This is a genomic window from Chryseobacterium jejuense (assembly GCF_900100075.1).
In the GTDB taxonomy this organism is placed as follows: domain Bacteria; phylum Bacteroidota; class Bacteroidia; order Flavobacteriales; family Weeksellaceae; genus Chryseobacterium; species Chryseobacterium jejuense.
This window is the reverse complement of sequence record NZ_FNEG01000001.1, coordinates 869,458-895,399: the sequence shown is the minus strand read 5'-3', so window position 1 is coordinate 895,399 and position 25,942 is coordinate 869,458. Positions and strand designations below refer to the sequence as shown.

At 36.7% G+C, this 25,942-nt stretch carries 22 protein-coding genes; 11 read left to right on the top strand and 11 right to left on the bottom strand.

The window, feature by feature from the left end:
- Positions 1-103: 103 nt before the first annotated feature.
- The 4 genes from BLS98_RS04025 to BLS98_RS04010 form a co-directional block, all read right to left on the bottom strand.
- The gene (locus tag BLS98_RS04025; protein WP_089734435.1) at positions 104-421 is read right to left on the bottom strand and encodes a transposase; all 318 of its coding nucleotides are present in this window, start codon (positions 419-421) and stop codon (positions 104-106) included.
- Between the two features lie 73 nt (positions 422-494).
- Complete coding sequence (locus BLS98_RS23650) at positions 495-629, bottom strand: hypothetical protein (RefSeq protein ID WP_262487344.1); 135 nt, start codon at positions 627-629, stop codon at positions 495-497.
- Between the two features lie 80 nt (positions 630-709).
- Positions 710-1,138, bottom strand: a complete 429-nt coding sequence (locus tag BLS98_RS04015) for a transposase (RefSeq protein WP_089733813.1) — start codon at positions 1,136-1,138, stop codon at positions 710-712.
- A gap of 161 nt (positions 1,139-1,299) precedes the next feature.
- Positions 1,300-2,559 (bottom strand): hypothetical protein, encoded by a 1,260-nt coding sequence (locus tag BLS98_RS04010; protein ID WP_139166076.1) that lies wholly within the window; start codon positions 2,557-2,559, stop codon positions 1,300-1,302.
- Positions 2,560-3,206: 647 nt separating this feature from the next.
- Here BLS98_RS04010 and BLS98_RS04005 point away from each other — a divergent pair.
- The gene (locus BLS98_RS04005; protein WP_089733810.1) at positions 3,207-4,403 is read left to right on the top strand and encodes a winged helix-turn-helix domain-containing protein; all 1,197 of its coding nucleotides are present in this window, start codon (positions 3,207-3,209) and stop codon (positions 4,401-4,403) included.
- A gap of 64 nt (positions 4,404-4,467) precedes the next feature.
- Here BLS98_RS04005 and BLS98_RS04000 read toward each other — a convergent pair whose 3' ends face one another.
- Both BLS98_RS04000 and BLS98_RS03995 read right to left on the bottom strand, forming a co-directional pair.
- Positions 4,468-5,595, bottom strand: a complete 1,128-nt coding sequence (locus tag BLS98_RS04000) for a hypothetical protein (RefSeq protein ID WP_089733808.1) — start codon at positions 5,593-5,595, stop codon at positions 4,468-4,470.
- Complete coding sequence (locus tag BLS98_RS03995) at positions 5,592-7,127, bottom strand: helix-turn-helix domain-containing protein (RefSeq protein ID WP_228425318.1); 1,536 nt, start codon at positions 7,125-7,127, stop codon at positions 5,592-5,594. The genes BLS98_RS04000 and BLS98_RS03995 overlap by 4 nt, the downstream gene beginning before the upstream one ends.
- Before the next feature lie 471 nt (positions 7,128-7,598).
- Between BLS98_RS03995 and BLS98_RS03990 the strand changes: the two genes are divergently transcribed.
- The 3 genes from BLS98_RS03990 to BLS98_RS03980 all read left to right on the top strand — a co-directional run bounded on the left by BLS98_RS03990 (position 7,599) and on the right by BLS98_RS03980 (position 16,400).
- Positions 7,599-9,872 carry a fibronectin type III domain-containing protein gene (locus tag BLS98_RS03990; RefSeq protein ID WP_089733804.1) on the top strand — a complete coding sequence of 758 codons (2,274 nt, stop codon included), beginning with the start codon at positions 7,599-7,601 and terminating at the stop codon, positions 9,870-9,872.
- A 224-nt stretch (positions 9,873-10,096) separates the two neighbouring features.
- Positions 10,097-13,225 (top strand): T9SS type B sorting domain-containing protein, encoded by a 3,129-nt coding sequence (locus BLS98_RS03985; protein WP_089733803.1) that lies wholly within the window; start codon positions 10,097-10,099, stop codon positions 13,223-13,225.
- A gap of 88 nt (positions 13,226-13,313) precedes the next feature.
- Positions 13,314-16,400: a T9SS type B sorting domain-containing protein gene (locus BLS98_RS03980; RefSeq protein WP_089733801.1), complete on the top strand. Its 3,087-nt coding sequence runs from the start codon at positions 13,314-13,316 to the stop codon at positions 16,398-16,400.
- A gap of 105 nt (positions 16,401-16,505) precedes the next feature.
- Here BLS98_RS03980 and BLS98_RS03975 read toward each other — a convergent pair whose 3' ends face one another.
- Positions 16,506-16,862, bottom strand: coding sequence for a winged helix-turn-helix transcriptional regulator (locus tag BLS98_RS03975; RefSeq protein ID WP_089733799.1), 357 nt, complete (start codon positions 16,860-16,862; stop codon positions 16,506-16,508).
- A 154-nt stretch (positions 16,863-17,016) separates the two neighbouring features.
- Between BLS98_RS03975 and BLS98_RS03970 the strand changes: the two genes are divergently transcribed.
- Entirely contained in the window at positions 17,017-17,649 is a 633-nt protein-coding gene (locus BLS98_RS03970; RefSeq protein ID WP_089733798.1) for an NAD(P)H-dependent oxidoreductase, read from the top strand.
- A gap of 90 nt (positions 17,650-17,739) precedes the next feature.
- Entirely contained in the window at positions 17,740-18,726 is a 987-nt protein-coding gene (locus BLS98_RS03965) for an MsnO8 family LLM class oxidoreductase (protein WP_167356164.1), read from the top strand.
- A 52-nt stretch (positions 18,727-18,778) separates the two neighbouring features.
- On the opposite strand, the gene BLS98_RS03960 is transcribed toward BLS98_RS03965, so the two are convergent.
- Positions 18,779-19,030: a hypothetical protein gene (locus BLS98_RS03960; protein WP_089733794.1), complete on the bottom strand. Its 252-nt coding sequence runs from the start codon at positions 19,028-19,030 to the stop codon at positions 18,779-18,781.
- Between the two features lie 85 nt (positions 19,031-19,115).
- Positions 19,116-19,658, bottom strand: a complete 543-nt coding sequence (locus tag BLS98_RS03955) for a hypothetical protein (protein ID WP_089733792.1) — start codon at positions 19,656-19,658, stop codon at positions 19,116-19,118.
- Between the two features lie 232 nt (positions 19,659-19,890).
- Here BLS98_RS03955 and BLS98_RS03950 point away from each other — a divergent pair, with 232 nt between their 5' ends.
- Positions 19,891-20,835 (top strand): MBL fold metallo-hydrolase, encoded by a 945-nt coding sequence (locus tag BLS98_RS03950; protein ID WP_089733790.1) that lies wholly within the window; start codon positions 19,891-19,893, stop codon positions 20,833-20,835.
- A gap of 64 nt (positions 20,836-20,899) precedes the next feature.
- Here BLS98_RS03950 and arr read toward each other — a convergent pair whose 3' ends face one another.
- A complete protein-coding gene (gene arr, locus BLS98_RS23710; protein ID WP_317040615.1) occupies positions 20,900-21,313 on the bottom strand; it encodes an NAD(+)--rifampin ADP-ribosyltransferase in 414 nt (137 codons plus the stop codon).
- A gap of 608 nt (positions 21,314-21,921) precedes the next feature.
- On the opposite strand from arr, the gene BLS98_RS03940 reads away from it, so the two are divergent.
- Both BLS98_RS03940 and BLS98_RS03935 read left to right on the top strand, forming a co-directional pair.
- The gene (locus tag BLS98_RS03940; protein WP_139166075.1) at positions 21,922-22,335 is read left to right on the top strand and encodes a hypothetical protein; all 414 of its coding nucleotides are present in this window, start codon (positions 21,922-21,924) and stop codon (positions 22,333-22,335) included.
- Between the two features lie 11 nt (positions 22,336-22,346).
- Positions 22,347-23,021, top strand: coding sequence for a suppressor of fused domain protein (locus tag BLS98_RS03935; protein ID WP_089733783.1), 675 nt, complete (start codon positions 22,347-22,349; stop codon positions 23,019-23,021).
- A gap of 15 nt (positions 23,022-23,036) precedes the next feature.
- Here the strand turns inward: BLS98_RS03935 and BLS98_RS03930 are convergent, their stop codons facing one another.
- The gene (locus tag BLS98_RS03930) at positions 23,037-23,360 is read right to left on the bottom strand and encodes a hypothetical protein (RefSeq protein WP_089733781.1); all 324 of its coding nucleotides are present in this window, start codon (positions 23,358-23,360) and stop codon (positions 23,037-23,039) included.
- 325 nt (positions 23,361-23,685) lie between these two features.
- Between BLS98_RS03930 and BLS98_RS03925 the strand changes: the two genes are divergently transcribed.
- Together BLS98_RS03925 and BLS98_RS03920 are read left to right on the top strand one after the other, a co-directional pair.
- Positions 23,686-24,561, top strand: coding sequence for a helix-turn-helix domain-containing protein (locus BLS98_RS03925; RefSeq protein WP_089733779.1), 876 nt, complete (start codon positions 23,686-23,688; stop codon positions 24,559-24,561).
- Positions 24,562-24,697: 136 nt separating this feature from the next.
- The gene (locus BLS98_RS03920) at positions 24,698-25,918 is read left to right on the top strand and encodes a TCR/Tet family MFS transporter (protein ID WP_089733777.1); all 1,221 of its coding nucleotides are present in this window, start codon (positions 24,698-24,700) and stop codon (positions 25,916-25,918) included.
- The last annotated feature ends 24 nt before the right edge of the window (positions 25,919-25,942 follow it).

The window sequence follows — 25,942 nt, the reverse complement described above, 5'->3', positions numbered from 1 at the left end:
TTTTATTTAAATATTCGATTATGATTAAAATATACATTTATGAAAAGTAATCTGATAACTCCACCTTAAAAAATCACTGACTGCCTTATATATCATTATCTGTTTATACCAAAAAGATTTTTCTCCATTTTGACACCGTATTTCTGCTCAGCTTAAAATGAAGGGCTAGTTGAGTATTGTTAAGTTTATTTTCTTTCTGATAATCGAGAATTCTCAGAATATCAGTTCTTTTATAAGAGCGGTACTGGCTGTTGCTTTTTTCAGAGGTTCCGAAAATAATGGTATTAAGCTTCAGGATATCTAAGGCTAAAAGTTCATTTTTTGACAATAGATATTCACACAAGTCATACTTATGTGGATATTTACTGGTAATGATATCTGTATAAATCTGTTTAAAATCAGGTTGTTTATATTTTTCCATATTTTGACTCAATATATTGACGGATTACTATTCCGGCAGTATCAAAGTCTATATACAAGACTTCTTTTCTACCCTACCAATATCTCTTCAGAATGTAGCTCCACCGATTATCCGGATAAAAGTTAAACCCATTCCCCAGCATGGCTACGATTTCCTTTTTGGTTAAGCCAATCAATTCTGTATCGTTATTCCATACTGTATTTTTCATATCGTAATTTTGGATCTTTGGATGATGTAAGATCAATAATAGATTCATCTTAAAGACTTTCAGAACTTATCTTATACCATTTACTGGCTGTATTTATTAATCCACTTATGAAGGGTTGTTTTGGGAATTTTGTATCGTATCACAATTTCTTCTCTGGTCATTTCTCCATTTTTTATCTGTTCAAGAACAAAATCAATCACTTCCCGGGTATAAATATTTTTGCGAAACCGGGGTAATGCTGTTTTTTTCTCCTCAGATGAAGCGTTCTTCATTTTGGGTGAAGCTGGAGCATAGAGAATAAGGTGCTGGGAATAGATTCTGAAAAAATCATATTCCAACAGTTTACTCCATTTCAGTAAAAATTCAGTATCCAAACTGCTGCTGCTATACATTTTATGAACCTCTTTTTCTGTACAGTGAAAAAAATTACAGATGCGGGACAACGTTATATTGCTTTCGGAAACAGCTTTCTCTATCAGGTTTCCTATATGAATGTTTTTATAATTCATACTTTTTTTCTTTTAAAATACTGCCAAAGTCTCGGAAGAGAAGCAGTATTTATAATCAGTTTGTGTTTTGTTTCAAGGGGTAAATCAGATGTTTTGAAAATAGATTTTCTGTAAAAACATCAGTATTAACTCATTTTTAAAGGTTCCGGCGGGGCTCAACATTAAGAAGACATTCTTTGTGCTGTAATATGAACACGTCTGATGTTATTGGCAGCAATAGTATCATTTAAGTTATCTACGTAAACAAAAACGGTTAATCTATACCAAACTCCATCAATAGCCAAATCTATGGTTTCTATTTCCTGAGAATCATCAGAGCTGCTGGTAGAATTTATAGGAGTGGAACCGCTGTTCATATTATCTCCCCAGTTGAGATAAATTCCGTTATCTGTTTCTACATACCCTCCCGGAGCTACTAAAATATTGGCTCTACGAAAACGGTCTACACTGGATAATGCTGAATACCACATTTTAACATTGCTGGAAGATACATTCACTAATCTCGGATTATAAGTCACACCACCCGACCCTGTATTTGAACTGGACAAAAAGCTAATATCCAGCCTAACTTTTCCGCCTAAAATAGGTGAATTTGGAATCATTGTACTTAATAACCCGGTTGTGGTTGCCGGAACTTCATAGGTGAAGAACTGATACTCTCCGGGACTAAGCTTTTTACCTCCACCCACTTCCGCATTACACGTCTGGCCGCCAATGGAAAGAGGAAATACTGTTGTATTAGGACTGGATACTGTAGGTGTTCCGGAAATTGTATAGATTAAAGTACCTGATCCCTGTGCAAAATTGCCTTGTGCAATGGTTGCGGTAAGTCCGTTTACAGGTCCTAGTGTTTGTGCTGCATATATTCCGCCATTTCCCCCAGCATAAGGAATACTCATTGTTCCCTGAAAAGGAGTTCCGGCAGTATATGTTAACGGATCGAGATTAGCATCGATACATCTTAAGGCTCCCAAGCTTCCTTGTTGTAATGAACGTCCATCCAAAGGTCTCCATTGGGCACCATCCCAATATACATATCCGGCATAGGTAAATGTAGATTGTGTTCCCAAATTATAAACCAATAGTCCGGTAGCAGGATTGGGAATTGTAGAAGAGTCGTTGTAAGCCTTTAAAGCTACTCTTGGTCCCAGAAAACCTTTTTGCTTTCCTGATGCCAGCTGACTGACATTGAGTTCTAATATTGCCGACAGATCAGGTGATGTAGTTCCCACTCCTACACTTCCGTCGGAGCTTACTACAAAATCATTGGCTTGTTGTCCTGCAGTAGGACTTCCTGTGGCATTATTGTCTTTTTTTCCATCAATATTAAAAATTCCCTGAGGATTAGATGTATTGATGCCAACCTGTGAATAGTTGAGTGAATAAGCCATTACAAATAATGGAAGAAAATACTTTTTCATTCTGTGTTTATTGTATTTAAATTGATTGTTAAAATGGTTTTTAGTCAAGAAAATTTCTTTTACATAATTGTGAGAAATTGCCTTTTCCAACTGTAAGTAGATGTTATTTATTTTTGATCTTTTTCCAATGCATATTTGAGCAGATCTCCTCATAAAAACAGTACGATAAAAGAGTCATATGCATACTTTTTTATAAGTCTAGCTGTTTTCTCTGAAGACATCCTGATTGTTTAAAATTTTAATGCAAGATTAGAGTTATTTCACACTCAGCCCAAGAAAATCAATACGCTACAGATACACTACAAGTTGATAAATACATACGTCACAGATACGTTGACCATCAAAGCTAACAATTTAAATAACTGAAAAACAATTGTTTATTAAAAATTAATTCATTTTTATAAAAATCAACAATATTTTAAATATTGAATTAAAAACAGACCCTGCATGAATTAATTTTCATGTAGGGTTTTATTCCATATATTTCGAAAAAAGAGAATTTCACTTTTAGATTCATTCGTGCGTGTTTGTCAGATTGGGAATAAAGCTAAAATACAAAGAACTTCAATTCCCTGAAAAGCTAAAAATCAGACAGAATGATGACAGTTTTGTCTCTTTTAATTCAATACATTTGTAATCCTACTGATATGAAAAATATACCTTCGTTACAAACATTACAGCTTATCACATTAGAGCGTCAGGGATTAACGCACATCTCTCCTTTCGGAACTGGAAAAGATGCCGTGCTTACCGCTTTGGAGCATCTTGGATATATACAGATTGATACCTTATCTGTGGTGGAAAGGGCACATCATCATACTTTATGGACAAGAATTCCTGATTTTCAGACCAATTATCTGGAAGAGCTGGTGGAGGAACGTAAAGTATTTGAATACTGGTTTCATGCTGCCTCCTATCTTCCAATGCAGGATTTCCGATATGTATTGCCTCAAATGTTTCATATAAAACAAAGCGACTCTCATTATTATAATGCAGACAAAAAGGTCATGGACTATGTAGTAGACACTATCCGAGCCGAAGGTCCTAAAATGGCAAGAGATTTTGAAAGTAAAAAGGATAAAACCGGAAGCTGGTGGAACTGGAAGCCTGCAAAACTGGCTCTTGAAAGGCTTTTTATGCAGGGAGATCTGATGATAAGCGGTCGTCACGGTATGCAAAAAACTTATGATCTTGCAGAAAGGGTATTACCATCATCTATCAATATAACAGAACCTACCCCACTTGAACTTGCTGAATATCTGGTAAAAACAACTCTTCGTGCTTATGGTTTTACAAGTTTAAAACAGATAACCCATCTCAGGAAAGGTGATCTATTGAAAAAAAATGTGAATCTCGTTTTACAATCTTTACTTGAGAAAGGTGACATTCAAAAGGTTTCTGTTGAAGGGTTTTCTTCTGTTTTTATCCAAAGTGATTTACTTGAAAGATCTGATGATATCATAGAATCAGATGTCAGGTTGTTGTCGCCGTTTGACAATTCCATTATTCATCGGGACCGTGTTAAGCAGATTTTTGATTTTGATTTCCGTCTTGAGTGTTATGTTCCCAAGGAAAAAAGACAATATGGCTATTTCTGCCTGCCTATCTTATTTGGAAACACATTTATAGGAAGAGTGGATTGCAAAGCTCATAGAAAGGATAAAAAATTTGAACTGATCCATCTGCATATTGAGAATACAGACATTGCTCCGGAACTTTGGCTGCCCTCTTTTGCCGAGGCTGTAAAACGTTTTGCCTCTTTTAATGGCTGCGAATCACTGCTACTCACCAAAGTGAGTCCATCAAAGTTTAAAAACACGATTAATAAAGCTTTGTCTTATTAATTTATTAAGAGATAGTTTCCTCATCTTAAGAAGTACCTATGTTCGTCCTCTCAACCTCATCACATTAAAAGTGAATAAGTTTCTGAATTTCATCCTGATATTTCCTGTTCTTTTTTCTGATCTTCAAAGCAGCATAAAGCAACAAACCTGTCATCAGTAAACCTGCCATTATCACAGCTGTAGTAAGGATATTGTAATCATCAATAATTTCTCTGCTTTTTTTCGCCATCTCTTTGTTATGAACATCAATCGCGTGGTTAATGGAACTTAGCTCGTTTTGCTCTCTTTTAGCATTTACCTCAAAAGCTTTTCCATTATAGAATTTATAAAGCTGCTGGTTCCCCATGGCTAAATAATTATCAGACATTTCTTTATAAATTCCCTCATTCAAGGTAAGATCCCCTATATCTTGTGATAAATGCTGTGCTTTTAACAGTTGATCTAATGCAGTCTGATTCTGATGGTTATATTTATTCATTTCAGCTAATCCCTTCAGCGCAAAAGCTTCCAAACTATTGGCCTTGATAAGGCGGGCAAATTCCATTGACTTCATGAAGGCCAGCTCTGCATTTTTCAGCTGATTGAGAAAGAGATAGCAGTAACCAATATTGTAATAGACGATACTTTGATTAAAATAGGTCTTTTTCTCTTTTATCTTATCAAAATTTTTAACTGCAATCAGAAACTCCTGTAGAGCAATCTCGGGATTAGACTGGCTTTTATGGATCATTCCACGCAAAGCATAACTTCTTGCTGTTTCAAAATATTTATCGAGATCACCTTCGGGAAACTGGGATAAGTATTCTCCTGCTTCGTCTATTGTTTCTAAACTTTTACTGTAGAAATCCATCTGCTGATACTGGAATGCAATAGCCACTAACACTCTAGTTTTTATAACCGGATCATCAGTTTTCTTTACCAATTCCCTTGCTTCCAGCAGATACCTTAAAGATCCATCAAAGTCTCTTTTAGCAATATTTGCTGTAGAAAGAACGAGATAAATTCTAACCCGTCTTTTAACATCTTTTTCTTTCTGCAGCAATTTTTTCCCGATTCGGATGGCATTCTCCGGATTATTATAGATTTCCTGATTGGCTTTTTTCATCAGGGAATCATCAGAAATCTTTTGTCCGGAAAGACTAATCTGACAGAATAAAAACAGAAAAAAAACAAATCGGGCAACTCTATTCATGGTTTTTTATTCTTTATAATTTCCTGAATGTAGTGATTGGGAGACATTCCTGTAATGGATTTAAATACATTGGTGAATGCTCCATGGGAAGAAAAACCTGCATATTCTGCAAGATAGCTTACTTTATAATTAAGATAAGCGGGATCTGTTCTTAGAAGATATGCTATATGACTAATTCTCAAATCATTAATATAGCCGTTGAAATTCTTTTCTTTTTTGCTATTGATAACCTCAGATAGATATTTGGGATTGATTCCTGTTTCTGCAGAAAGAATAGAAATAGACATGTTTTTACTTAAATAATTCCCGGAGTTTTCCCACTCTTTAAGCTTTTCCAGAATTTCATTTTCTTTTTCTTCCGAGAGTTTCGTTAAGTCTTTATCCTGTACTTTATTTCCTTTTGTAAGAGGTTCTTTAGAAGCTGTAGTATGCGCTGCCAAAACCATTACCTGCTTTTGCTTTTCAAAAAACACGAGTTGCTTTTTCAAGTCTTTAGCTCTTCTTAATTCATAATAAAAACAAACCAACGTTCCAATAATAAGCAGCAAAATACTACCAATAATCAGCTGTACTTGTCTTAATTTACTTTGCTTTTGATACTCAATATTTTTTTTGTGATAAATTTCCAGCAGCTTAGCAATATATTGTATTCCTTCTTTTCTATTGGAATCCAGCTTTGATTTTAAATCTGTATAAAGATTATTGTAATGGGAGTATTTTTCAGTGTTATTAAGTGCCAGATAATTTTGGGTGAACAATTCATAAAAAATGAGCTTCATGTCATTGTACGGCATATTTTCAATCTTTGCAAACCCTTTTTCCAGATATGAAATGGCTGTTGTATACTCTTCTTTCTGAAAATAATAGCGTGAAAGTACTTCATAGGCAAAGGCCGCCAGAAAAGGAGATTTTCCTTCACTTTCAATCTCATGGATGACCAGATCGAGCTGTTTTTTGGATTCTTCCAGCCTATTGCTCCTCATTAAAGATAACGAACGGAAAATACTATTTTCCTGTCTTATAATTGTGTTTTCTTCATTGTTATGATCGAGGTACTGATCGCTTTTATCAAAATTTTTCAGAGCCTCATTATATTTACCGGAAACACCATCGTTAATCGCCTGAAGCTGATAGAGTTTTGAAAGCGTCATTCTTTCCTGCAAATTCCGTGTGTTTTGAAGATTAGGATCTGCCAGAATGCCTTCAATAATCTTCCTGGATTGATCATACAGCCCTAAGTTTTGGTATTGATCTGCGAGATTAAAATCTCCAAATAATCTTGAAAAACGAGACTGTTTTACATCCTGACCATCTTCTTCTTTCTGATTGGAAGTAGTAATAGCCTGCACATAATTCCCCTGCATTGCATAGGCCCATGAAATGATTTTCCGGAGAACAACTTTATGTTCAATATTTTTCTCACTAATCAAAAGGCTTTGAGAATATCTGATACAGTCTTCAGGATTCTGATATAATTTTTGAAAAGCTTTATCGGTTAAAATACTAAAATCAGGTCCAGACTGACCTTTCATAAAAAAGGGACACAGCAGTATAAAAAACAATATCAGTGTATTATTTTTTTTTATCATTTTCCGGAAACCACCTGTTTTTCGTTTGCTTTTCTCCAATATTCCCAACACTATCACCACTGTTAATCAATAAAAACAATCTATTGATTAACAGCATCTTACATTTTAAATCCTTGTAAATTCAATGAATTCTGCAAGCCTATTCTTTTACCAGGCGCAAATATAACGTTAATATTGCTCCAAGCATAAAACAGATTCAAAATATTAGACTTATCTGCATTTTCATTGAAGAAAATAATACTTATAACAGGTTATCATTAAAAAAAACAAAATATCCCTTTTTTAGATTTTAACTGAATAAATATTGATAAAAATACTCTCTTTTTTATCAGCCTATCCTACAATTTCAATTGGATTTTCACTGAAAAATAACCCTTGACAATGATAAATTCTTTTAACATATAAACTATAAAAATGAGAAAGCAATACCTATTATGGATGGCATTACTCCTTCCATCCTGGCAACTGAGTGCCCAGACCTACTGCACTCCTACAGCTGGAGCATCAAGCCAGGCCAATTACCTGAAAAACGCTATTTTTTCTGACCAGGGAGCTCTTTATTATGATGCCACTTCTTATCAGGCTTATGTAGACAATTCAGCCCAGATGGTGAACTCTTATCCGGGAGGAACAGTAGATGTACATCTGGAACACAGCATGGGAGGAGTCAAATCTTATGTATGGGTAGATTGGAATGCGGATGGTGATTTTGATGATTTTTATGAAAACCCAATATCACCTTCTAACTTCAATACTGTTGATGAACAATTTTTTATTCCGCCAAGTCAGGTTCCGGGAATATATAGAATAAGAGTGCAATCCGGATCTTCTTTACCAAGTCCTGTAAACCCATGTGGACCTAATAACTATGGTGGTTTTGTGGATTTCAGTCTAAAAATTGATACTGTTCCCACCTGTTTGGCTCCATCAGCCTTAACAGCCTCTAATATTACCAATTCTACAGCGGTTATCTCCTGGACTGAGCCTTCTGCCTTACCGGGAAGCGGATATGAGTATTACTATACGTCCTCGGCTACTCCCCCTTCGGTATCTACACCGGCATCTGGAACAAGTACCCAGACTTCAGCACCCATTAGTGGATTGGCGTCTTTTACCTCTTACTATATCTACGCCAGATCAGTGTGTGATGCTTCCAATAAAAGTGCATGGTCTCTAAGAGGAACATTCAAAACAAAGTGTGATCCTATGACCTCACTATTTGAAAACTTTGAAAGTGTTGCTAGCGGGGCTAATGCCAGCTGCTGGGAAAAGCTTGGAACAGGTTATATGACTATCAGCAATGGGGCTGGTGCAAATAATTCTAAAGGAGTAACTCAAAGTGCTTCGAGTTCTGCTAATCCTTCCATTGCTATTCTACCGGTATTCAGTAATATAAATGCCGGAACTCATTGGTTGAGATTTAAAGCTAAAGTAAGCAGTGATCCAGGGATATTGAATATAGGATATATTACGAATGATACAGATACTTCAACTTTTACTACAGTACAGTCAGTTAATATCAGCAATAAGATATATGACGGCTATGAATACAATGTCATAATTCCTAATACGGTACCCGCTAATGCAAGACTTGCTATAAGACATAATGGGGTACCAGCTGTCAACATATACTGGGATGAAGTGTATTGGGAGCCTAAGCCAACCTGTCTTCCTGTTAGCAATGTTAGCACATCGAATATCACAAGTTCATCTGTGGATGTGGCATGGACTGCCTCTGTTTCGGCTCCTGCAGGTTATGATATTTATTACAGCTTGAATAATACTCCACCAACAACAACTACCTCGCCTAGTATTACCAATGTAGCAGGAAATTCTTATACTATAGCCAACCTTGCTTCCGCCAAGACTTATTATATTTGGGTAAGGCCAAGATGCAGCAGTACAAATCAGGGCCCATGGAGCTCTATCACTTCTATACTGACGGCCTGTGCTCCTGTTGCCAACTTATTCGAAAACTTTGACTCTTATAACAACGGATTAATCACGAATGCTCCTTGTTGGGGAAAATTAACTGTAGGGGTTATTGCGTCATGTAATATTGATGGAAACACACCTGCAGCATCTGGAAACAGACATATCAGTCTTAGATCTATCTCTAGTGGAGATATTGCTATTGCTGTGTTACCGGAATTCAGTAATGTAAATGCAGGAACTCATCAGTTGAGATTTAAAGCATACAGTACTTTAGCAACAGGAAAACTGAAGGTAGGATATGTAACAGACCCGGCTAATGCCAGTTCATTTGTTTTAATCCAACAGCTGGATGTTACCAATACTTCTTACAATACCAATTATTATACGGTAAGCATTCCTAATACGGCTCCTTTCAATGCAAGACTTGCTATCCGCAGTGATTTTGAAACCAGTGCCAAAGCTGTTTATTATATTGATGACCTATACTGGGAAACAGCATCCCTAGGAACAGCTGAAGCTTCTGTAGCACCGGAATTTATGGTATATCCTAATCCATTTACAGATACCATCAATATTTCCGCAGATCAAAAGGTGTCATCAATGGCGGTTTATGATATTTCAGGAAAATTAACAAGAGAAATTATCAATCCATCAGCTTCGGTTTCTCTTAGGGAGCTTCCATCAGGAGTTTACCTGATTAAAGTGATCTTTAAAAACGGAACAGCTAAAACAATAAAGGCTGTAAAAAAATAATATGTTGTCACTGTCATACAAAAGCGGCGGGTTTATTTTCGCCGTTTTTGAGACAGTTTTCTTAAAGGCTTCATATCTATACTTTATATGAAAAAAATCTACTTATTATTCTCCCTCTTTTTCAAAAAACACAGTTAGATGTTCTTATGATCTAAAAACAAAATCAGGAACTCCTGAAATTCTAAAAACAGCAGCCTCCTGATATTAAAAACAAAAATCCCCTTATGATTCAAAACATTTATCTTCAGACATGCTTTTGGTCTGTAGTATGGAAAAGGCTTTTATTCAGTCTTATATTTCTTCTTAGTGTAGGTAATATTTCGGCACAGAGAGATACGGAACATTGGTTTGCCCCAATGATGTCCAGATCAAATGATTCCAACAAGCAGGCTTTATTTCTTTCTACAGATTCCAATGTTCCTTTTCCGGTCAATATTTACAACAATAATACCCTGATAGGAACGGTAACCATCAGTAAGGGAAATCCACAGTCTTTTGAAGTTCCTATGGACCATATGATTACGGCATCACAAGCAGAGGCTTTCAAGGTAACCAACCGCGGACTTTATGTAAAAGGTGAAAAACCTTTCTTCTGTACTTTCAGATTTTCTACCCGAAATCATGGTGAGATCCTTACTTCCAAAGGCAAAGCCGGAATTGGCACCAAGTTTTATGCTTCTTATGGACCTTTGGCTACTTTGGCGGCCAGCAATAATTTTACGTGTGGCGTTTTAGCTACAGAAGATAATACTTCTGTAAACATTTCCAATTACAGCTCATCTGTTCAGTTTTCCAATGGATCTACCGGAGCTACTAACCCTACCATGACTTTCACTTTAAACAAAGGACAATCCTATATCGTGGAAGGTATTGGTAACCAAACTCCCAATCAAAAAGGTTTTATAGGCGCTAAAATTGAATCCAATAAACCGGTAACAGTAACCAACGGAAATTTTAACGGTCAGATCGTTAATTCCAATAATGGTAGTGATATTATGATGGATCAGTCAATTCCTGTGGAACGTTTGGGTGACGAATTTGTTCTTGTTAAAGGAATGGCACCCATTGCCTCAGATGTAGAAGGTGCTGTTGTTATAGCAACAGAGAATAGTACACAGGTGTACGTCAATGACAGTACAACGCCTATTGCTACTTTAAATGAGGGACAGTCTTATCGTATTGGTTCTTCTTCATACGTCAATCAAAACAGCACTGGACATTATAATATGCGGATTCGTACTACCAAAAAAGTATATGTTTATCAGCTGATGGCCGGAACCTCAACTTCATTTGTAGAAATTACCATTGGTGCCAATTATATTCCACCATTAAGTTGTTTTCTTCCTAAAAAGATTGATGAGATTGGAATGATTAATGTTCTACCCTATTATACAACGATTACTCCAGCGGTTAAGCTAAACATCATTACGGAGTCAGGAGCAACTGTAACTGTTAACGGAAATCCTATGTTACCTGCACAAGGGCCATTTCCGGTAACCGGAAATATCAACTGGGTTTCTTATTCATTATCTAATGTCACCGGAAATGTTACTGTTGAATCTACCAAAGCAGTTACCGCAGGAATTGCTGCCGGAGACGGAAACGTGGGATATGGCGGATATTTTGCAGGCTTCTCCTCTATTCCTGTTATTGCTAAAAAAAGTGGTTCCTGTATTCCAGATATGGTATTGGAAGTGGATGACAGCTACGTTTCTTATCAATGGAACTTTAATGGAAGTCCAATACCGGGAGCCAACACCAATACCTATACTCCCACACAATCCGGAAATTATACGGCAACGGTTTCCGTGGGTGGAACGTGTCCGCCTGCTACAACGCCTGTTTATAAAGTATTCAGTTGTGTAACCAACACGACAAAGTCTCTGACTCTATGCTCTACTAATACTCCTGTTACCATTACACCAACATTTACTACATCAACGCAGATTCCTCTGCCAAGCAGTGTAAAAATCATTACTCCGCCTGCAAATGGCACATTAACAGTAAATCCGGCAACAGGTATATTAACTTATACTGCTAACACGGGTACTACTTCAGATACTTTCACTTATAAATTCTGCGGCAATATCCCTGAATTTTCAGATTGTGAAGAAGTGAAAGTCAATATAAAGGTTCAGTCTGTTACGGTAAACAACACAACTGTTACAGCCTGTAACAATAATGGAACCGGACTTTTTGATCTTACGGCGGCCAATGTGGGTGGACCAGTTGGAGGTATCAAAAAATACTATCCTACTTCTGCTGATCTTCAGGCTGGAACCAATGAAATTACTTCGGCAAATGCTTATTCTTCTATCGCACCTAAGGATGTATATGTAAAAGTATCCACACTGGAGGGATGTTCTGCTCAGGCAAAAATCAGCTTACAATTCAGTCCTGCTCCTGTAGTACAGAATACTTCATTAACGTCTTGTCATACAGATTCAGATCCGAATAAAGGAAGTTTTGATCTTACAAAAGCACAGGTCACCAATGAAACGGGAATTACCAAAGAGTATTACAAAACAATGCAGGATGCCCAGTACGGAACCAATGCAATTATTAATCCAAGCGTTTATCCATCTTCTAATACCACAATATATATTAAGGTGATTAATGCCTCGGGATGTTCAGCTATTGCCATTGTAAACCTTGTGGTCACTCCGCCACAACCTTCTGCTCTTCTAAAAAATCAGTTAGTATGTTTTGGTTCTACTGTAAATTTAGATGCGGGACCGGGTTATCAGTCCTATCAATGGAGCACCGGAGCCACTACATCTTCTATAGCCGCAGGCCCAGGAGACTATTGGGTGATTTTGGAACACGATCATTGTTTTACAAAACAGAATGTTAGTGTAAAAATAGCTCCACTACCTGTCATCAGCAATGTGGATATTGAGAACAACAAGGCAACTCTTACCGTAATTGGCGGAAATCCTCCCTATATGTATTCTTTAGATCAGGTAAACTGGCAAAAATCCAATGTATTTACAGGGCTTCCAAACGGACAAAATACATTCTATGTAAAAGACAGTTACAATTGTGATCCTGTAAAAGTAGAATTAATCATTATCAATATTATCAATGCCATTACTCCTAACGGTGACAACATCAATGATACTATTTCCTATGCAGATCTTGGGTATAAAAAAGATTTATTATTCAGTGTATATGACAGATATGGAAATAACGTCTTCACCGGAAGCCGTTTTAATAATTATACCTGGGATGGCAGATCCGGAAACAAGAAAGTCTTTTCGGGAACCTATTGGTATGTAATCACCTGGAAGGAACCTGCATTACAGGATGCTATCATTAAATATACTGGATGGATTCTATTAAAAAACTCCTAAAAAATTCAACTGTTACTTACGTTCAATATCATCAGTGAAGAATACAGCTCTTCCTGATGATCTATTTAACTCATTTTTTCTATACATTATGAAAAAGATCATATTTACTTTAATACTGTCACTTTTTTCTGCAGTAATTTGGGCCCAAAGAGATACGGATCATTGGTTTGCTCCAATGGTGGCAAGTGGTAGTAACGGATCTCCCAAACAGGCTCTCTATCTATCTACAGACAGCAATGTTCCCTTCCCGGTTTCCATTTACAATAATAATACGGTGATAGGAACAGTAACCATCAGTAAAGGAAATCCGCAGACATTTGATGTTCCTCTTAACCTTATGGTGGGACAGAATACTACTGATGCTATGAGTGTAAAGACACGTGGACTTTATCTGCACGGAGATCTTCCTTTTTTTGCCACTTATCGGTTTTCAGAAGTCAATCATGGAGAAATTCTGACCTCTAAAGGGAAAGCCGGAATTGGCAAATTGTTTTATGCAGTATATGCTCCTTTGATGAACAATCAAAGTTCACAAAACTTCTCCTGCGCTATTTTGGCGACTGAAGATAATACTCAGGTTAAAGTTTCAGGATATGCTATGACGACCTGGTTTTATAATAATTTTAATGGGCTTACCCATCCTTCCATCACCATAACCCTGAACAAAGGGCAATCTTATATATTTGCAGGAAATGCTAATAAACCTGGAAATAAGGATGGATTTATCGGGGCTAAAATAGAAGCTACCAAACCCGTATCTGTTACTAATGGAAATTATCACGGACAATTTGGGATGGCTCCGCCTTATAACGGAGAAGATATTATTATGGACCAATCGGTTCCTGTGGAACGTCTCGGCGATGAATTTGTCATTATCAAAGGTAGAGGAAATCTTATTCCGGAAATTGAAGGTGCGGTGATTGTTGCTACTGAAAATAATACGGAAATAAGGCTGAATAACAATCCAACTCCTGTAGCTACCTTAAATGCAGGACAATATTACCGTGTAAGCGCGATGAACTATGTACTCAATGGGCCTGCTCATCATAATATGTATATTAAATCTTCCAAAAATATATATGTTTATCAGCTTTTATCCGGTATTGAAGACAATGATGCTACAGAAGGATTTAATTATATCCCGCCTCTCAATTGTTTTCTTCCGAATGTGATTGATGAAATTGGAAAAATAGGAGAACTTCCTTATTATACGACCTTTAATCCGCCTCTTTTTGTAAAACTTAATATCTTAACCCAGACAGGTGCTACGGTAGCTGTAAATGGAATAAATCCCGCAGCAACAGAGGGTCCTTTTCCTGTAACGGGAACCAATGATTGGGTTTCCTACTCTATTCCTAATATCACCGGAAATATTACCGTAACTTCTACCAAAGCCGTTACTGCGGGTATTGCAGGAGGAAGTGGAAATTTAGGATATGGTGGCTATTTTGCCGGATTTAACTCCATTCCTGTTATCAGTAAAACTTCCGGAGATTGTATGCCCGGAATTGTTCTGAAGGTGGAAGATGGTTTTGACCATTATCAATGGAATCTCAACGGAAACCCTATTCCTGGGGCTAATTCAAATACTTATATTCCTACAAAGGCCGGTAATTATACCGTATCTATTACAAAAGGGACTTGTAAGCCTCTTACAACCTATCCTTACAAGGTGCAAAGCTGTCTGGTGAATACTGTAAAAGCATTAAATATATGTAGTGCAAAAACGCCTACTAAAATAACGCCTGTTTTTACCAATTCAACACAAACTCCTGTTCCGGGAACAGTGCAGATTATTACTCCTCCGGCTAACGGGACTTTAACAGTAGATCCTGCGACGGGTATATTAACTTATACCGCCAATGCAGGAACCACAACGGATACCTTCACTTATAAATTCTGTGGAAATGACCCTGAATTTACAGATTGTGAACAGGTAAAGGTAAATGTAACGGTACAACCACTCGCATTAACAGATACAACGGTAAAAACCTGCGAATCCAATGGAACTGGTTTCTTTGATCTGACAACAGCCAATGTTGGCGGCCCTGCCAATGCAGTCAGAAAATACTATCCAAGTATGGCAGATCTGATTGCCGGTACCAACGAAATTATTTCTGCAAATGCTTATCCGTCATCAATGCCAGCCAGTGTTTATGTAAAAGTTACTACAGTAGAAGGATGCACAGCCACTGCAAAGATCACTCTTGAATACCATCCTAAACCTGTGGTAACAGATGCAGAGCTTACCGGATGTTCACTACCCAATAAACCCAGTACAGGAACATTTAACCTGAATAATGCTATTGTTACAACTACAGTTCCGGTAACTAAAAAGTACTATCCAACATTGGATGACGCTATCCATGATCTTAATGAAATTACTACACCTGACGCTTTTATCTCTCAAAATACAACCGTATATGTTAAAGTCATTAATGCTAATGGATGTTTCGATTTTGCTAAAATAACCCTGAAAGTTATTCCACCAAAACCTTCTTACCTTCTGGTGGATCAGTACATCTGTCCAGGTGCACGTGCTACATTGGATGCTGGTCCCGGATATACATCCTATGAGTGGAGCACTGGAGAAACAACCCAATCCATAACAGCTCCTATTGGAAGTTATTGGGTTATCCTTACTCATAACGGCTGCCAGACCAAGCAGTTTGTAAAAGTACTGCCTGTTCCACCTCCCAAAATTAAACGGGTGGATATTAAGAACAATACAGTCACTCTTATCGTAGGAGACGGTGTTCCACCTTATCAGTATTCCAGAGATGAAATGATATGGCAGGATTCCAATGTCTTTACAGATCTGCCTCGCGGTAAAAATACATTTTATGTAAAAGATTCTTATAACTGTAAAGCTGTTCAGATCCAGATTGTTGTTCCTAATCTCATCAATACAATCACTCCTAATGGAGATGGCATCAATGATACGCTGGATTACAATGAGCTTGCTTATTTACAAGACCTGAAATTCAGTATTTTCAATAGGTATGGACAACTTATGTATGCATCAGATAAAAGCAAGAACTTCAAATGGAATGGTACCATTGGAGGAACTCCTGTTAACAGTGGAACCTATTGGTATGAAATATCATGGAAAGAAAAAGATATCCAGGAACCTGTCACTTATACAGGATGGCTTCTGGTAAAGAATAGAAATTAAAAATATTTTATTATCTGAGGGGATAGTAAATACATAGAATGAAGAGGATTGTATGCCGCTGAAATTTTTGTTTTTAACAGTACAGGTTTTGATCTGTGCTGTTTTTTAATTTTTAAGCAGCTGTTCTCTGTATTCTATTCCCCATTTGGCCATGGTATCAATAATATCATGCAGACTTTTTCCAAAGTCTGTAAGTTCATAATCTACTGTTACAGGCATTGTATTATTTTGGGTTCTGATGATGAGATTATTCATCTCCAGATCCTTAAGTTCCTTTGAAAGGGTTTTAGCAGCAATCCCTTCAAGCTGTCTTTTCAGATCCATGAAACGCATTCTGCCTTCAAAATACAGATGGCTGATGATAATGGTTTTCCATTTTCCTTCCAACAAATAGACGGTATCTTTTACACCACGGATATGATTTTTACACTCCGGACCTAGCTCTACTCTCTCCTTTTTCATATTGAATAATTAAAGTACAAAATTAGATGATTTTTCAAAAATAATGACACCTGGTTACTTCTAGGTAACTGGTTACCTTTGGGTAACAGATATATTATGGCAACCATTTATGATATAACTTTGCATCACCAATCAGTAAGTAAATAATACAATTATGTCACTACAAGAAACACTCAACTGGAGATCTGCAACCAAAGGTTATAATGGGAAAACCATTGAAGATGAAAAGCTTGCACAGATATTGGAAGCCATTCGTCTTGCTCCTTCAAGTTCAGGATTACAACCCTTTAAAGTTTTAGTTATCAAAAATAAAGAGCTGAGAGAAAAACTACAGCCTATTTCCTGTGGTCAGGATCAAATTGTACAGGCTTCTCATATCCTCGTTTTTGCTGCCTGGGATGAATATACCACAGAAAGAGTGGATTCATTTTTTGAATTCAGCAATCAGGTAAGAAATCTTCCCAATGCTGCTACAGACGACTATCGTTTAAATCTGTTGGGAATGCTGGAAAAACAAAGTAAAGATCAACATTTTACGAATGCTTCCAAACAAACCTATATCGCTTTAGGTTTTGGACTATTGGCTGCTGCAGATCTTAGAGTGGATGCAACGCCCATAGAAGGATTTAACAACGAAGCTGTAGATGAACTGCTTAATCTGCCTGAACAAGGTTTAAAAAGCACAGTTTTAATGGCTCTGGGCTATAAAGATGAGGAAACAGATTGGTGGGGAAAACTGGACAGAGTGAGAAGATCAAAGGAAGAACTGTTTGTGGAGATCAACTAAATTAAGCATAAAATTCATCATAAAAAATAGGAGATCTTTTTGAAGGTCTCCCTTTTTTTGTCTTAAATTGATAGACGATAAATTATGACAATGGAACTGAAATTAAGCATCCTCGATCAGACTCCCATTATGAAAGGCGGCGATGCTGCTCTGGCACTCAAAAACAGCATGACATTAGCAAAAATGGCTGATGAATTAGGCTATCACAGCATTCTGTATTCAGAGCATCATGGTGTGGAAGCCTATGGAAGTTCAAGCCCGGAAATTCTGGCTGCAACAGTTCTTGCCAACACAAAAAACATTAAGGTGGGCACAGGCGGAATTATGCTTCGTAATTATTCTGCATTTAAAATTGCTGAATGGGCTAAAATGCTCGCTACCTTTTACCCTGATCGTTTTATACTGGGCCTTGGAAAAGCTCCCGGAGGACTGAAAGATGCTGTATTGGCGTTGAATGGTCATAAACTTCCAATCCTTAATAATATCAATGAAAAGCTGGAAGAAATTATAGCCTACCTAAAAGAACAAAACTATAAGGATACCGATCTGTTTGCTCAGCCTTCTCATGTTTCCACACTCCCGGAAATCACCTGGCTGGGTTCCGGAGAAAACTCAGCAAAAGAAGCAGCTAAATACGGGATATCCTACTCCATGGCTGATTTCATTGCAGACGGATCCAATACTGAGATCCAGAAAATATACCAGGAAGAATTTAATCAGTCTGGCTATAGAAACCAACCTTCATTTCAAGTGGCTATCTCAGTTTCTGTTGCAGAGACCCCAGAACAGGCGCGTTATAACGCATTCGGAATGGTGTATCAATTTCTTGAATCGAGAAAAATTTTAGCCCCAAGTGTATTAAAACCTTCAGAAGAAGTAGAAGCTCTTATTAATGAGAGTGAAGACCAAGTACTCTTCAATACTCTATTGGACAAGGTTGTTATGGGTACTCCGGATACCATACAATCAAAGCTTGAAGAAAAAGCGTTGCAATACGGAACCCATGATCTGGTCCTATTATCCAATATGTTCAGGGAAGAGGACAGAATTTTCACGTATGAAAGCTTAATCAAATAAAAGCCTGCCCCATGTGTTTAACATGGGCAGGCTTGTTTTCTTATCCTAATCTTTATTTCAGATTTCTGGATTCCAACTCTTTTTCTAACGCCTGATTACGTCTGTTCCATTGAACGCCCAAAAAACCAGCAAAGACTAACGGAAAAAATGTGAAAAATCCGATTCCGTGGGTTACACTGCTATATACAGCAACCCCAATAAAAAGCCCTATAAGAACGGCATTGGTTATTTTATCGGATTTGGATTTCCTCTTTTTCTCTAATAGCTCCTGATCGGTTAACTCATTTAATTCTTTCTCTGCCATGGTTATTGTTTTTTAGTTTTTTTGAAGTTCTGCGAACTTACAAAAGTTTTACCTTCTACAAATTAAAAATCTTTGCAGAATTCTGTTAGTTGGCTGCAGGATCAACAAGTTCAGTTGTGATTCCTATGGATTTTAAAAGATTTTTATTATCAAAAAACAATGTTGTAAAGTGCTTTCCTCTCTTGAAAATAAGTTTTGTTCCTTCCGGAAATTCACTACCATCATCAAGCTTTTGAATCTTTGCATCATATTTTTTGAATTGAAGTTTTGCGTTTTCTAATGTTGTCTTATTCATGACAAGACCATAAGGCAGGCCATTGACGATTAATGGTTTATGATCAGGTATATCAAAAAACATTTCATTAATACCATTATTTCCTCCAAGATCTGTATAAAGTTCCAGTCCTGATTTTGTAAGCCATTTAGCATACTTTTCACCGTTAGCATCTTCATAGAATACAGCTTTTGCATTCAATGCCTTCGAGATTTTATCCGTTGTCTGTGGAAAAATAAATTCAGAATTTTTATCCAGTAAAGAATTCAGAGCAGCAGATTTTTGCGAAAATGCAGTACCGCTTAAAAATTGAAAAAGTACTGCAAGAACTAAGGTGAATGGTTGTATTTTCATAGTAATTATTTTGATGATTTTTCGGGTCTAAAGATATTAAAATTAGAATGAATAAGTAGGAAATTGGAGGATGCAAAATGGAACCTTTGATTCAACCCGATAATTTCCTATTTTCAGTTCCAAGCTCTTCTTCAGATCAATAATGAACGGTTATTGATAGGCGAAACCGGAGAAAAATAATGTAAATTTGCCTTATCATACCGCAAAGGTTAGGTTTTTACTTTTTAATATAATGAAAAAAACAGCATTTTCTTTACTGGCGCTTTTGTTACATATGGCTTGCCAGGCACAAAATTTTGACGTTATTCCATTAGGAATTTATGGAGGGGAACAAGAAGATAATTTATCTGCTTATTTGGTAGGGGCAACCCAGGATAATACTTTTCTTTGCCTTGATGCAGGAACGGTAAACACCGGAATCAGAAAGGCTATTGAACAGAAAAGCCTTAATGGCCCGGAAGAAAAGGTTCTGAAGGATCAAATTAAAGGATATTTTATTTCCCACGGTCATTTAGACCACTTAGCGGGTCTTATCATCAACTCTCCGGCTGATTCTAAAAAAGATATTTTCGCCATCCCGCAGGTAGTTCAAATTCTGCAGAATCATTATTTTATTACAGATACCTGGATCAATTTTGCTGATCAGGGTCAGAAGCCTATCCTTGGGAAGTATCATTATAATGAACTTCAGGACGGAGTGGAAATCCCAACACAGAAAACTTCTTTTTTCTTAACAGGATATGAGCTGAGCCACGTGAACCCATATAAAAGCAGCGCTGCTCTTGTAAGAAATGAAGACCATTATCTTCTTTATCTGGGTGATACCGGAGCAGACAGAATTGAGAAATCTGACCGTATGGACAGCCTTTGGAAAAATGTAGCACCATTGGTACAGAAAAAGCAACTAAATACGATATTGATCGAAGTTTCTTTCCCAAACAGCCAGCCTGAACATTTACTTTTTGGCCACCTTACACCTAACCTTTTAACAGAAGAACTGGAAAAACTGAAGGAAAAAACAGGACGTAAAGATCTGGAAGGTCTTAATATCGTGGTTACCCACAGAAAACCTACAGGAAACAATCCTGAGATTATTAAACAAGAGTTACTGAAAAACAACCCTTTAAAGGTAAAATATATTTTCCCGGAACAGGGTAAAAGAATTAACTTACCTTAATAATATAAAAGCGATGAAACTTATGTCTCATCGCTTTTTACTTTGATATAACTGATTTATCCGGTTAATTGATTATTTCACCTTTATTATTATCCAGTTTTCCACGGAATTTTTGAAGTTCTTCGGGGCTTGGTTTACTCCATTCTACCGCTTCTCCGACAATTTTCAGGGGAGCCTCTGAACGATAAGAACGGGTCATATTACCAGGAAATTTTTTATCGGTCAGGTTCGGATCATTTTCAAAAACACCCGTTGGTTCTACAATATATACCCGTTCAGGCGCATCTCCTTTCGCTAATGCAGCGGCCAGTCCTGCCCCGTTTACCAATGCCGTAAAGTAAATATGGTTCATTTTGAGTTCGGCCTTATAATTGGAATTACCTCCAGCTATTAACTCATCACCTATTTGCAAATCCGCCTTTGTTCCATGATAAAAGGGACCTTTATCGAAGATTTTATCTTTTACAGAGATGGCCAGCTCATTATACTCTTTTGCTTTCTCCGGATCTGAAAGTTCTTCATAACATTCAGCAATCTTTATATACAAAGAATAAAAAGCACTTTTTGCAGTGTTATCATTCGCCTTTAGAACATATTGAAGGGCCGTTTCAAACCACTTTAACCGTTCCGAAGATATTTTCTGATGTTGGGCGATATAATAAGCTGCAAGAAATTTTTCAACATCGTCTGTTGCTTCAACCCAGCCTTGTTCAAATAACTTTTCGGCTTCTTCTGGTTTGTCCTGCTCTTCCATGATCATTCCCTTGATACAGAGTTTAACGATACTATTAAATGGTGAGAATTCCATAGTGTAATTATTTTGTTCTATTATTGATGTAAGATTTTCAATCCCGGCAACAAATGTATACAAATATTGTTTTCTACTTTCAATCTGCCAGCTTAAGTATATTTTGATATCAATTAATTAGCATGCTGAGCCTGTTTACAGTAAAGCAGTCAATTTTTATACTGATTGAAGTTGGGTTTGAAAAATAGTGCTATATTTAAAGATATAATATTCCAAACAGTGAAACACTTCTGTTACTGGAAAAGACGGCCTAATCCTGAAAATATTTATGCCTGAAAATGATGAAAAAGCTGTGTCTTATTTTATTATTTCCATTAACGGGAATATTCAATGCGCAAACCCATAAAGTTCCCCAAAGTACGAAAGATGCCTTTAAGGGATATTGGATGTATAAGGCCCAATATTTCACCAATTCTGTAGTCATTGATTTTGAACCGGGAAAGGATTTTGCAACTTTCAAAGATATTGGCACCGGTGAAGCTCCTCCCCGAACCCTACAAGCCCTGGTGAAAGGAAACCTATTAATTATCCCTGCTAAACAACATCAAAATGATTATATAGAACTGGAAGTCATAAAAGGGAAATTACACTTAAGAGTGAAGCAGGTCACTTGGGACAACCAGGGAAATATAATAAATAACAACAAGTTAGAAGAAAAAACAGTATTTAAACGCAGAACGCAAAGAGATTAAAAACAACGAATATGGACAAGGAACTCATCAAAAAAATACAGAATAAAAAGCATTATTATGAAAATGTCGAGGCGTTGGAAAAACACCTGGATCAACATTTCAAAAGTGAGGAAATGACTGTTTTTCATGAGATGTTGTCTCTTGATTTTCATCTTGACGTTTATTTTATTCAACCTGAAGATGAAGACTTTAATCTCCTGATAACTTCCGGTATGAGTTTGCTGGAAATGCAGGTTCCTGATACTATCCCCAACAAAGAAGACTATACTTTTGCTGAACTTTTAATATTGCTTCCTAAGGATCTGAAATTTGAAAAAATATTTCCTAGTGAAGGAAAAAACGACTGGATCATCGGCATGATAAAAGATATGGCAAGATTTCCACATCATCAGGATACGTTCCTAACAGAAGGTCATTCTCTACAGGCCTGGAGTGATATTTCTGAGCCTTATGACGAAAATACTCAGTTTACAAGCTGTATTTTATTACCTTCTGCCACTTTTGATGATGATTTTATGCAGATCACCAGCGATGACAGAATCATTACCCTACACACTCTCTTCCCACTCTACCAAAATGAACTGGAATATAAAATAGAAAAGGGTTACGGTAAATTTTTTGACTTATTGATAGAGGGCAATATTCCGGACATCTTCAATAACAACCGTAAAAGTTTATTAGAATAATGGAAAATCTGATGGTTATTTCTTTTTAATAATGATATCACCTTCAGACAGTTTGATCTTTTTATCGTTTATCTTAAGTTCAATCCATTGAGCTGGATCATCCGATTCACAGTCATTCATAATTCTGTAATCGGAATATCCGGTACGGGAATCCGGAAGTTCCAAAATCATATCAATCGTCTTTTTACTGATCTGATAGTAGTCAAACATCTCCAGCAAATGAATAGCATCTGATAGCTCCTTCTTTAACTGCAGATTAGATTCTTTATCTATTCCGTTACTTATTAAGCTGCTCAGTCTATCAATTTCTTTAGTAATAAATTCTCTTGCTGTTATCATTATGTTGATGAATACTTTTTAGCAAAAATAGCTATTTTCCAAACTGTACATCTTAGAAACGGCCGAAGAATTAAAATGCCTTCTTCTGTCTGATTTATTCTGAGATTGTAAAGATGCCCTTTAAAGATGTCTGTGAGAATAGGTGATTAGTTTTTTTTGTTTTTTTGTGATGAAAAATGGAAAAACATCATAAGTCAGCTATTTTTTCCGCCAAACACTGACATTTATTTACTTTTTAATGGTAATTACATACAATTTGTAATATCCTATTAAATATCAACCCATTATTTTTGCAATAAATGTGCATTTTTTCCGAAATTTGAATATGGCTCTATTCTTAACTTCTGACAATATCTATAAGCTGTACAATATTGACCCTTCAAACAAGATGGAAGGCATTGTTATTCTGCATCAACAGAATCATTCTGGAAAGGAATATACAGAGAACAGCCGCGTATTTGATGGTCTATTGTTAGGATTTATGATACGGGGATCTATGAAAGCTCAGATTCATTTCACTGAGTATGAACTCAATGCAGATGATATTGCAGTTTTACAACCACAATTAATGATTGATACCCAATCTCTGAGTGAAGATGCAGAAATAGTAACTATTGGGCTTTCCTTAGATTTTATTGCGGCATTTCCTATTCTTCGAGAATTTGTTATGAACCGTCAGATACGATGGCAGCCGGTTATCAGGCTTCAACCTGAAGAAATAGGATTGCAAAAAGAATTGATAGCATTAATTCAAAATATCTACCATAAAAATCCCAGCCCAAGAAAAACAGAAATGCTTCGTCACCTTGTGATTGTCTTGATGTGTATGATTTCCGAAGCTTATTCCGGTTTGGCAGATCAGAAGAATTTCACGAAGAACCGTACTCATGAAATTATTGATGACTTTTATCTATTAATCTCCCAATATGCCACCCAACAAAGAAGTGTTAAGTTTTATGCAGAAAAACTTCATTTAACACCACAATACCTGTCTACTTTCCTGAAACAAAAAACAGGAAAATCTGTATTGCAATGGATTGACCATGCCATGATTCTACATGCTAAAACCTTACTCAAATCAACGAATTTATCCATCAAACAGATTGGTCATGAGTTAAATTTTGAAAATTCAAGTGTTTTCTGTAGGTTTTTTAAAAAGATTACTGGGGTTTCACCATTAGCTTTTAGAAACAGATTATAAACTACATCCATTTGGCTATTATAAAGATATATTTCCGAAAAACATCTATTAACTCCATCATATTACCTTACAAATTGTAGATAAGCACCATGAAAGTGTAAAAGAAATTCAGCTCTCCTGATTTTACTTTTACACCATGAAAAATTCAACAAAAAAAACAGCAATTGGGTTCATATTTGTAACCTTGCTAATAGACATTACAGGATGGGGAATCATCCTTCCGGTAGTCCCTAAGCTGATTAAAGAACTTATCCAAGGGGACATCACTGAAGCAGCTCAATATGGAGGGTGGCTGGGCTTTACCTATGCTTTCACCCAATTTATATTTTCTCCCCTGATAGGGAACCTCGGTGATCGGTACGGGAGAAGGCCTGTTATTTTAATTTCTCTTTTAGGGTTTGCTGTAGACTATATTTTCCTAGCACTGGCCTCTTCTATTGGTTGGTTATTTTTAGGAAGAATCATTGCAGGACTTACTGGAGCCAGCCTATCTACAGCAAGTGCATATATTGCTGATATCTCAACTGATGAAGATAGGGCTAAAAATTTTGGTATGATTGGAGCAGCTCTGGGAATGGGGCTTATTATCGGTCCGGTTATTGGCGGACTACTGGGGCATTACGGAGCAAGAATTCCCTTTTATGCAGCAGCTGGTCTTTGTTTTCTCAATTTTCTCTATGGATACTTTATTCTTCCAGAAAGCCTTGATAAACATAAACGTAGACCTTTTGACTGGAAACGTGCTAATCCTGTTGGATCGTTCCTATTTTTAGGAAAAAATCATAATATTTCCGGTTTAATCATTGCTTTGGTCCTAATTTATATTGGAATTCATGCTGTGCAAAGCAATTGGCATTTCTTTACAATGTATCAATTTGGCTGGACTGAACGGATGGTAGGAATTTCCCTTGGTGTACTTGGTCTATTATTAGGATTGGTTCAGGGCGTTCTGATAAGATGGACAGCTCCTAAATTAGGAGAAGAGAAAAGCATATATTATGGCTTACTATGTTATGCAGCAGGATTGTTATTATTTGCATTTGCTACTCAAGGATGGATGATGTTTATCTTCCTTATTCCATACAGTCTAGGGGGAATTTGCGGCCCGGCATTGCAATCAGTCATTACTAAAAACATTCCTTCTAATGAACAGGGTGAGCTGCAAGGAGCATTAACAAGTTTAGTGAGTGCCACTTCTATCATAGGACCTCCGATAATGACTCATTTATTTTATTATTTTACGCATGACGAAGCTCCTTTCAGATTTTCGGGAGCACCCTTCTTCCTGGCTTCAGTATTAATAGCTATTAGTGCAATTATAGTTTATTTTGTATTTCAAAGAAAAAACAAATGGTAAACATATTCATCGAATCTAAGAAAA

What these genes read in the sequence shown, in the direction of transcription:
- BLS98_RS04025 (WP_089734435.1), bottom strand. Translation starts at nt 421, where the DNA reads ATGGAAAAATATAAACAACCTGATTTTAAACAGATTTATACAGATATC.
- BLS98_RS23650 (WP_262487344.1), bottom strand. Translation starts at nt 629, where the DNA reads ATGAAAAATACAGTATGGAATAACGATACAGAATTGATTGGCTTAACC.
- BLS98_RS04015 (WP_089733813.1), bottom strand. Translation starts at nt 1,138, where the DNA reads ATGAATTATAAAAACATTCATATAGGAAACCTGATAGAGAAAGCTGTT.
- BLS98_RS04010 (WP_139166076.1), bottom strand. Translation starts at nt 2,559, where the DNA reads ATGAAAAAGTATTTTCTTCCATTATTTGTAATGGCTTATTCACTCAAC.
- BLS98_RS04005 (WP_089733810.1), top strand. Translation starts at nt 3,207, where the DNA reads ATGAAAAATATACCTTCGTTACAAACATTACAGCTTATCACATTAGAG.
- BLS98_RS04000 (WP_089733808.1), bottom strand. Translation starts at nt 5,595, where the DNA reads ATGAATAGAGTTGCCCGATTTGTTTTTTTTCTGTTTTTATTCTGTCAG.
- BLS98_RS03995 (WP_228425318.1), bottom strand. Translation starts at nt 7,127, where the DNA reads ATGAAAGGTCAGTCTGGACCTGATTTTAGTATTTTAACCGATAAAGCT.
- BLS98_RS03990 (WP_089733804.1), top strand. Translation starts at nt 7,599, where the DNA reads ATGAGAAAGCAATACCTATTATGGATGGCATTACTCCTTCCATCCTGG.
- BLS98_RS03985 (WP_089733803.1), top strand. Translation starts at nt 10,097, where the DNA reads ATGATTCAAAACATTTATCTTCAGACATGCTTTTGGTCTGTAGTATGG.
- BLS98_RS03980 (WP_089733801.1), top strand. Translation starts at nt 13,314, where the DNA reads ATGAAAAAGATCATATTTACTTTAATACTGTCACTTTTTTCTGCAGTA.
- BLS98_RS03975 (WP_089733799.1), bottom strand. Translation starts at nt 16,862, where the DNA reads ATGAAAAAGGAGAGAGTAGAGCTAGGTCCGGAGTGTAAAAATCATATC.
- BLS98_RS03970 (WP_089733798.1), top strand. Translation starts at nt 17,017, where the DNA reads ATGTCACTACAAGAAACACTCAACTGGAGATCTGCAACCAAAGGTTAT.
- BLS98_RS03965 (WP_167356164.1), top strand. Translation starts at nt 17,740, where the DNA reads ATGGAACTGAAATTAAGCATCCTCGATCAGACTCCCATTATGAAAGGC.
- BLS98_RS03960 (WP_089733794.1), bottom strand. Translation starts at nt 19,030, where the DNA reads ATGGCAGAGAAAGAATTAAATGAGTTAACCGATCAGGAGCTATTAGAG.
- BLS98_RS03955 (WP_089733792.1), bottom strand. Translation starts at nt 19,658, where the DNA reads ATGAAAATACAACCATTCACCTTAGTTCTTGCAGTACTTTTTCAATTT.
- BLS98_RS03950 (WP_089733790.1), top strand. Translation starts at nt 19,891, where the DNA reads ATGAAAAAAACAGCATTTTCTTTACTGGCGCTTTTGTTACATATGGCT.
- BLS98_RS03940 (WP_139166075.1), top strand. Translation starts at nt 21,922, where the DNA reads ATGATGAAAAAGCTGTGTCTTATTTTATTATTTCCATTAACGGGAATA.
- BLS98_RS03935 (WP_089733783.1), top strand. Translation starts at nt 22,347, where the DNA reads ATGGACAAGGAACTCATCAAAAAAATACAGAATAAAAAGCATTATTAT.
- BLS98_RS03930 (WP_089733781.1), bottom strand. Translation starts at nt 23,360, where the DNA reads ATGATAACAGCAAGAGAATTTATTACTAAAGAAATTGATAGACTGAGC.
- BLS98_RS03925 (WP_089733779.1), top strand. Translation starts at nt 23,686, where the DNA reads ATGGCTCTATTCTTAACTTCTGACAATATCTATAAGCTGTACAATATT.
- BLS98_RS03920 (WP_089733777.1), top strand. Translation starts at nt 24,698, where the DNA reads ATGAAAAATTCAACAAAAAAAACAGCAATTGGGTTCATATTTGTAACC.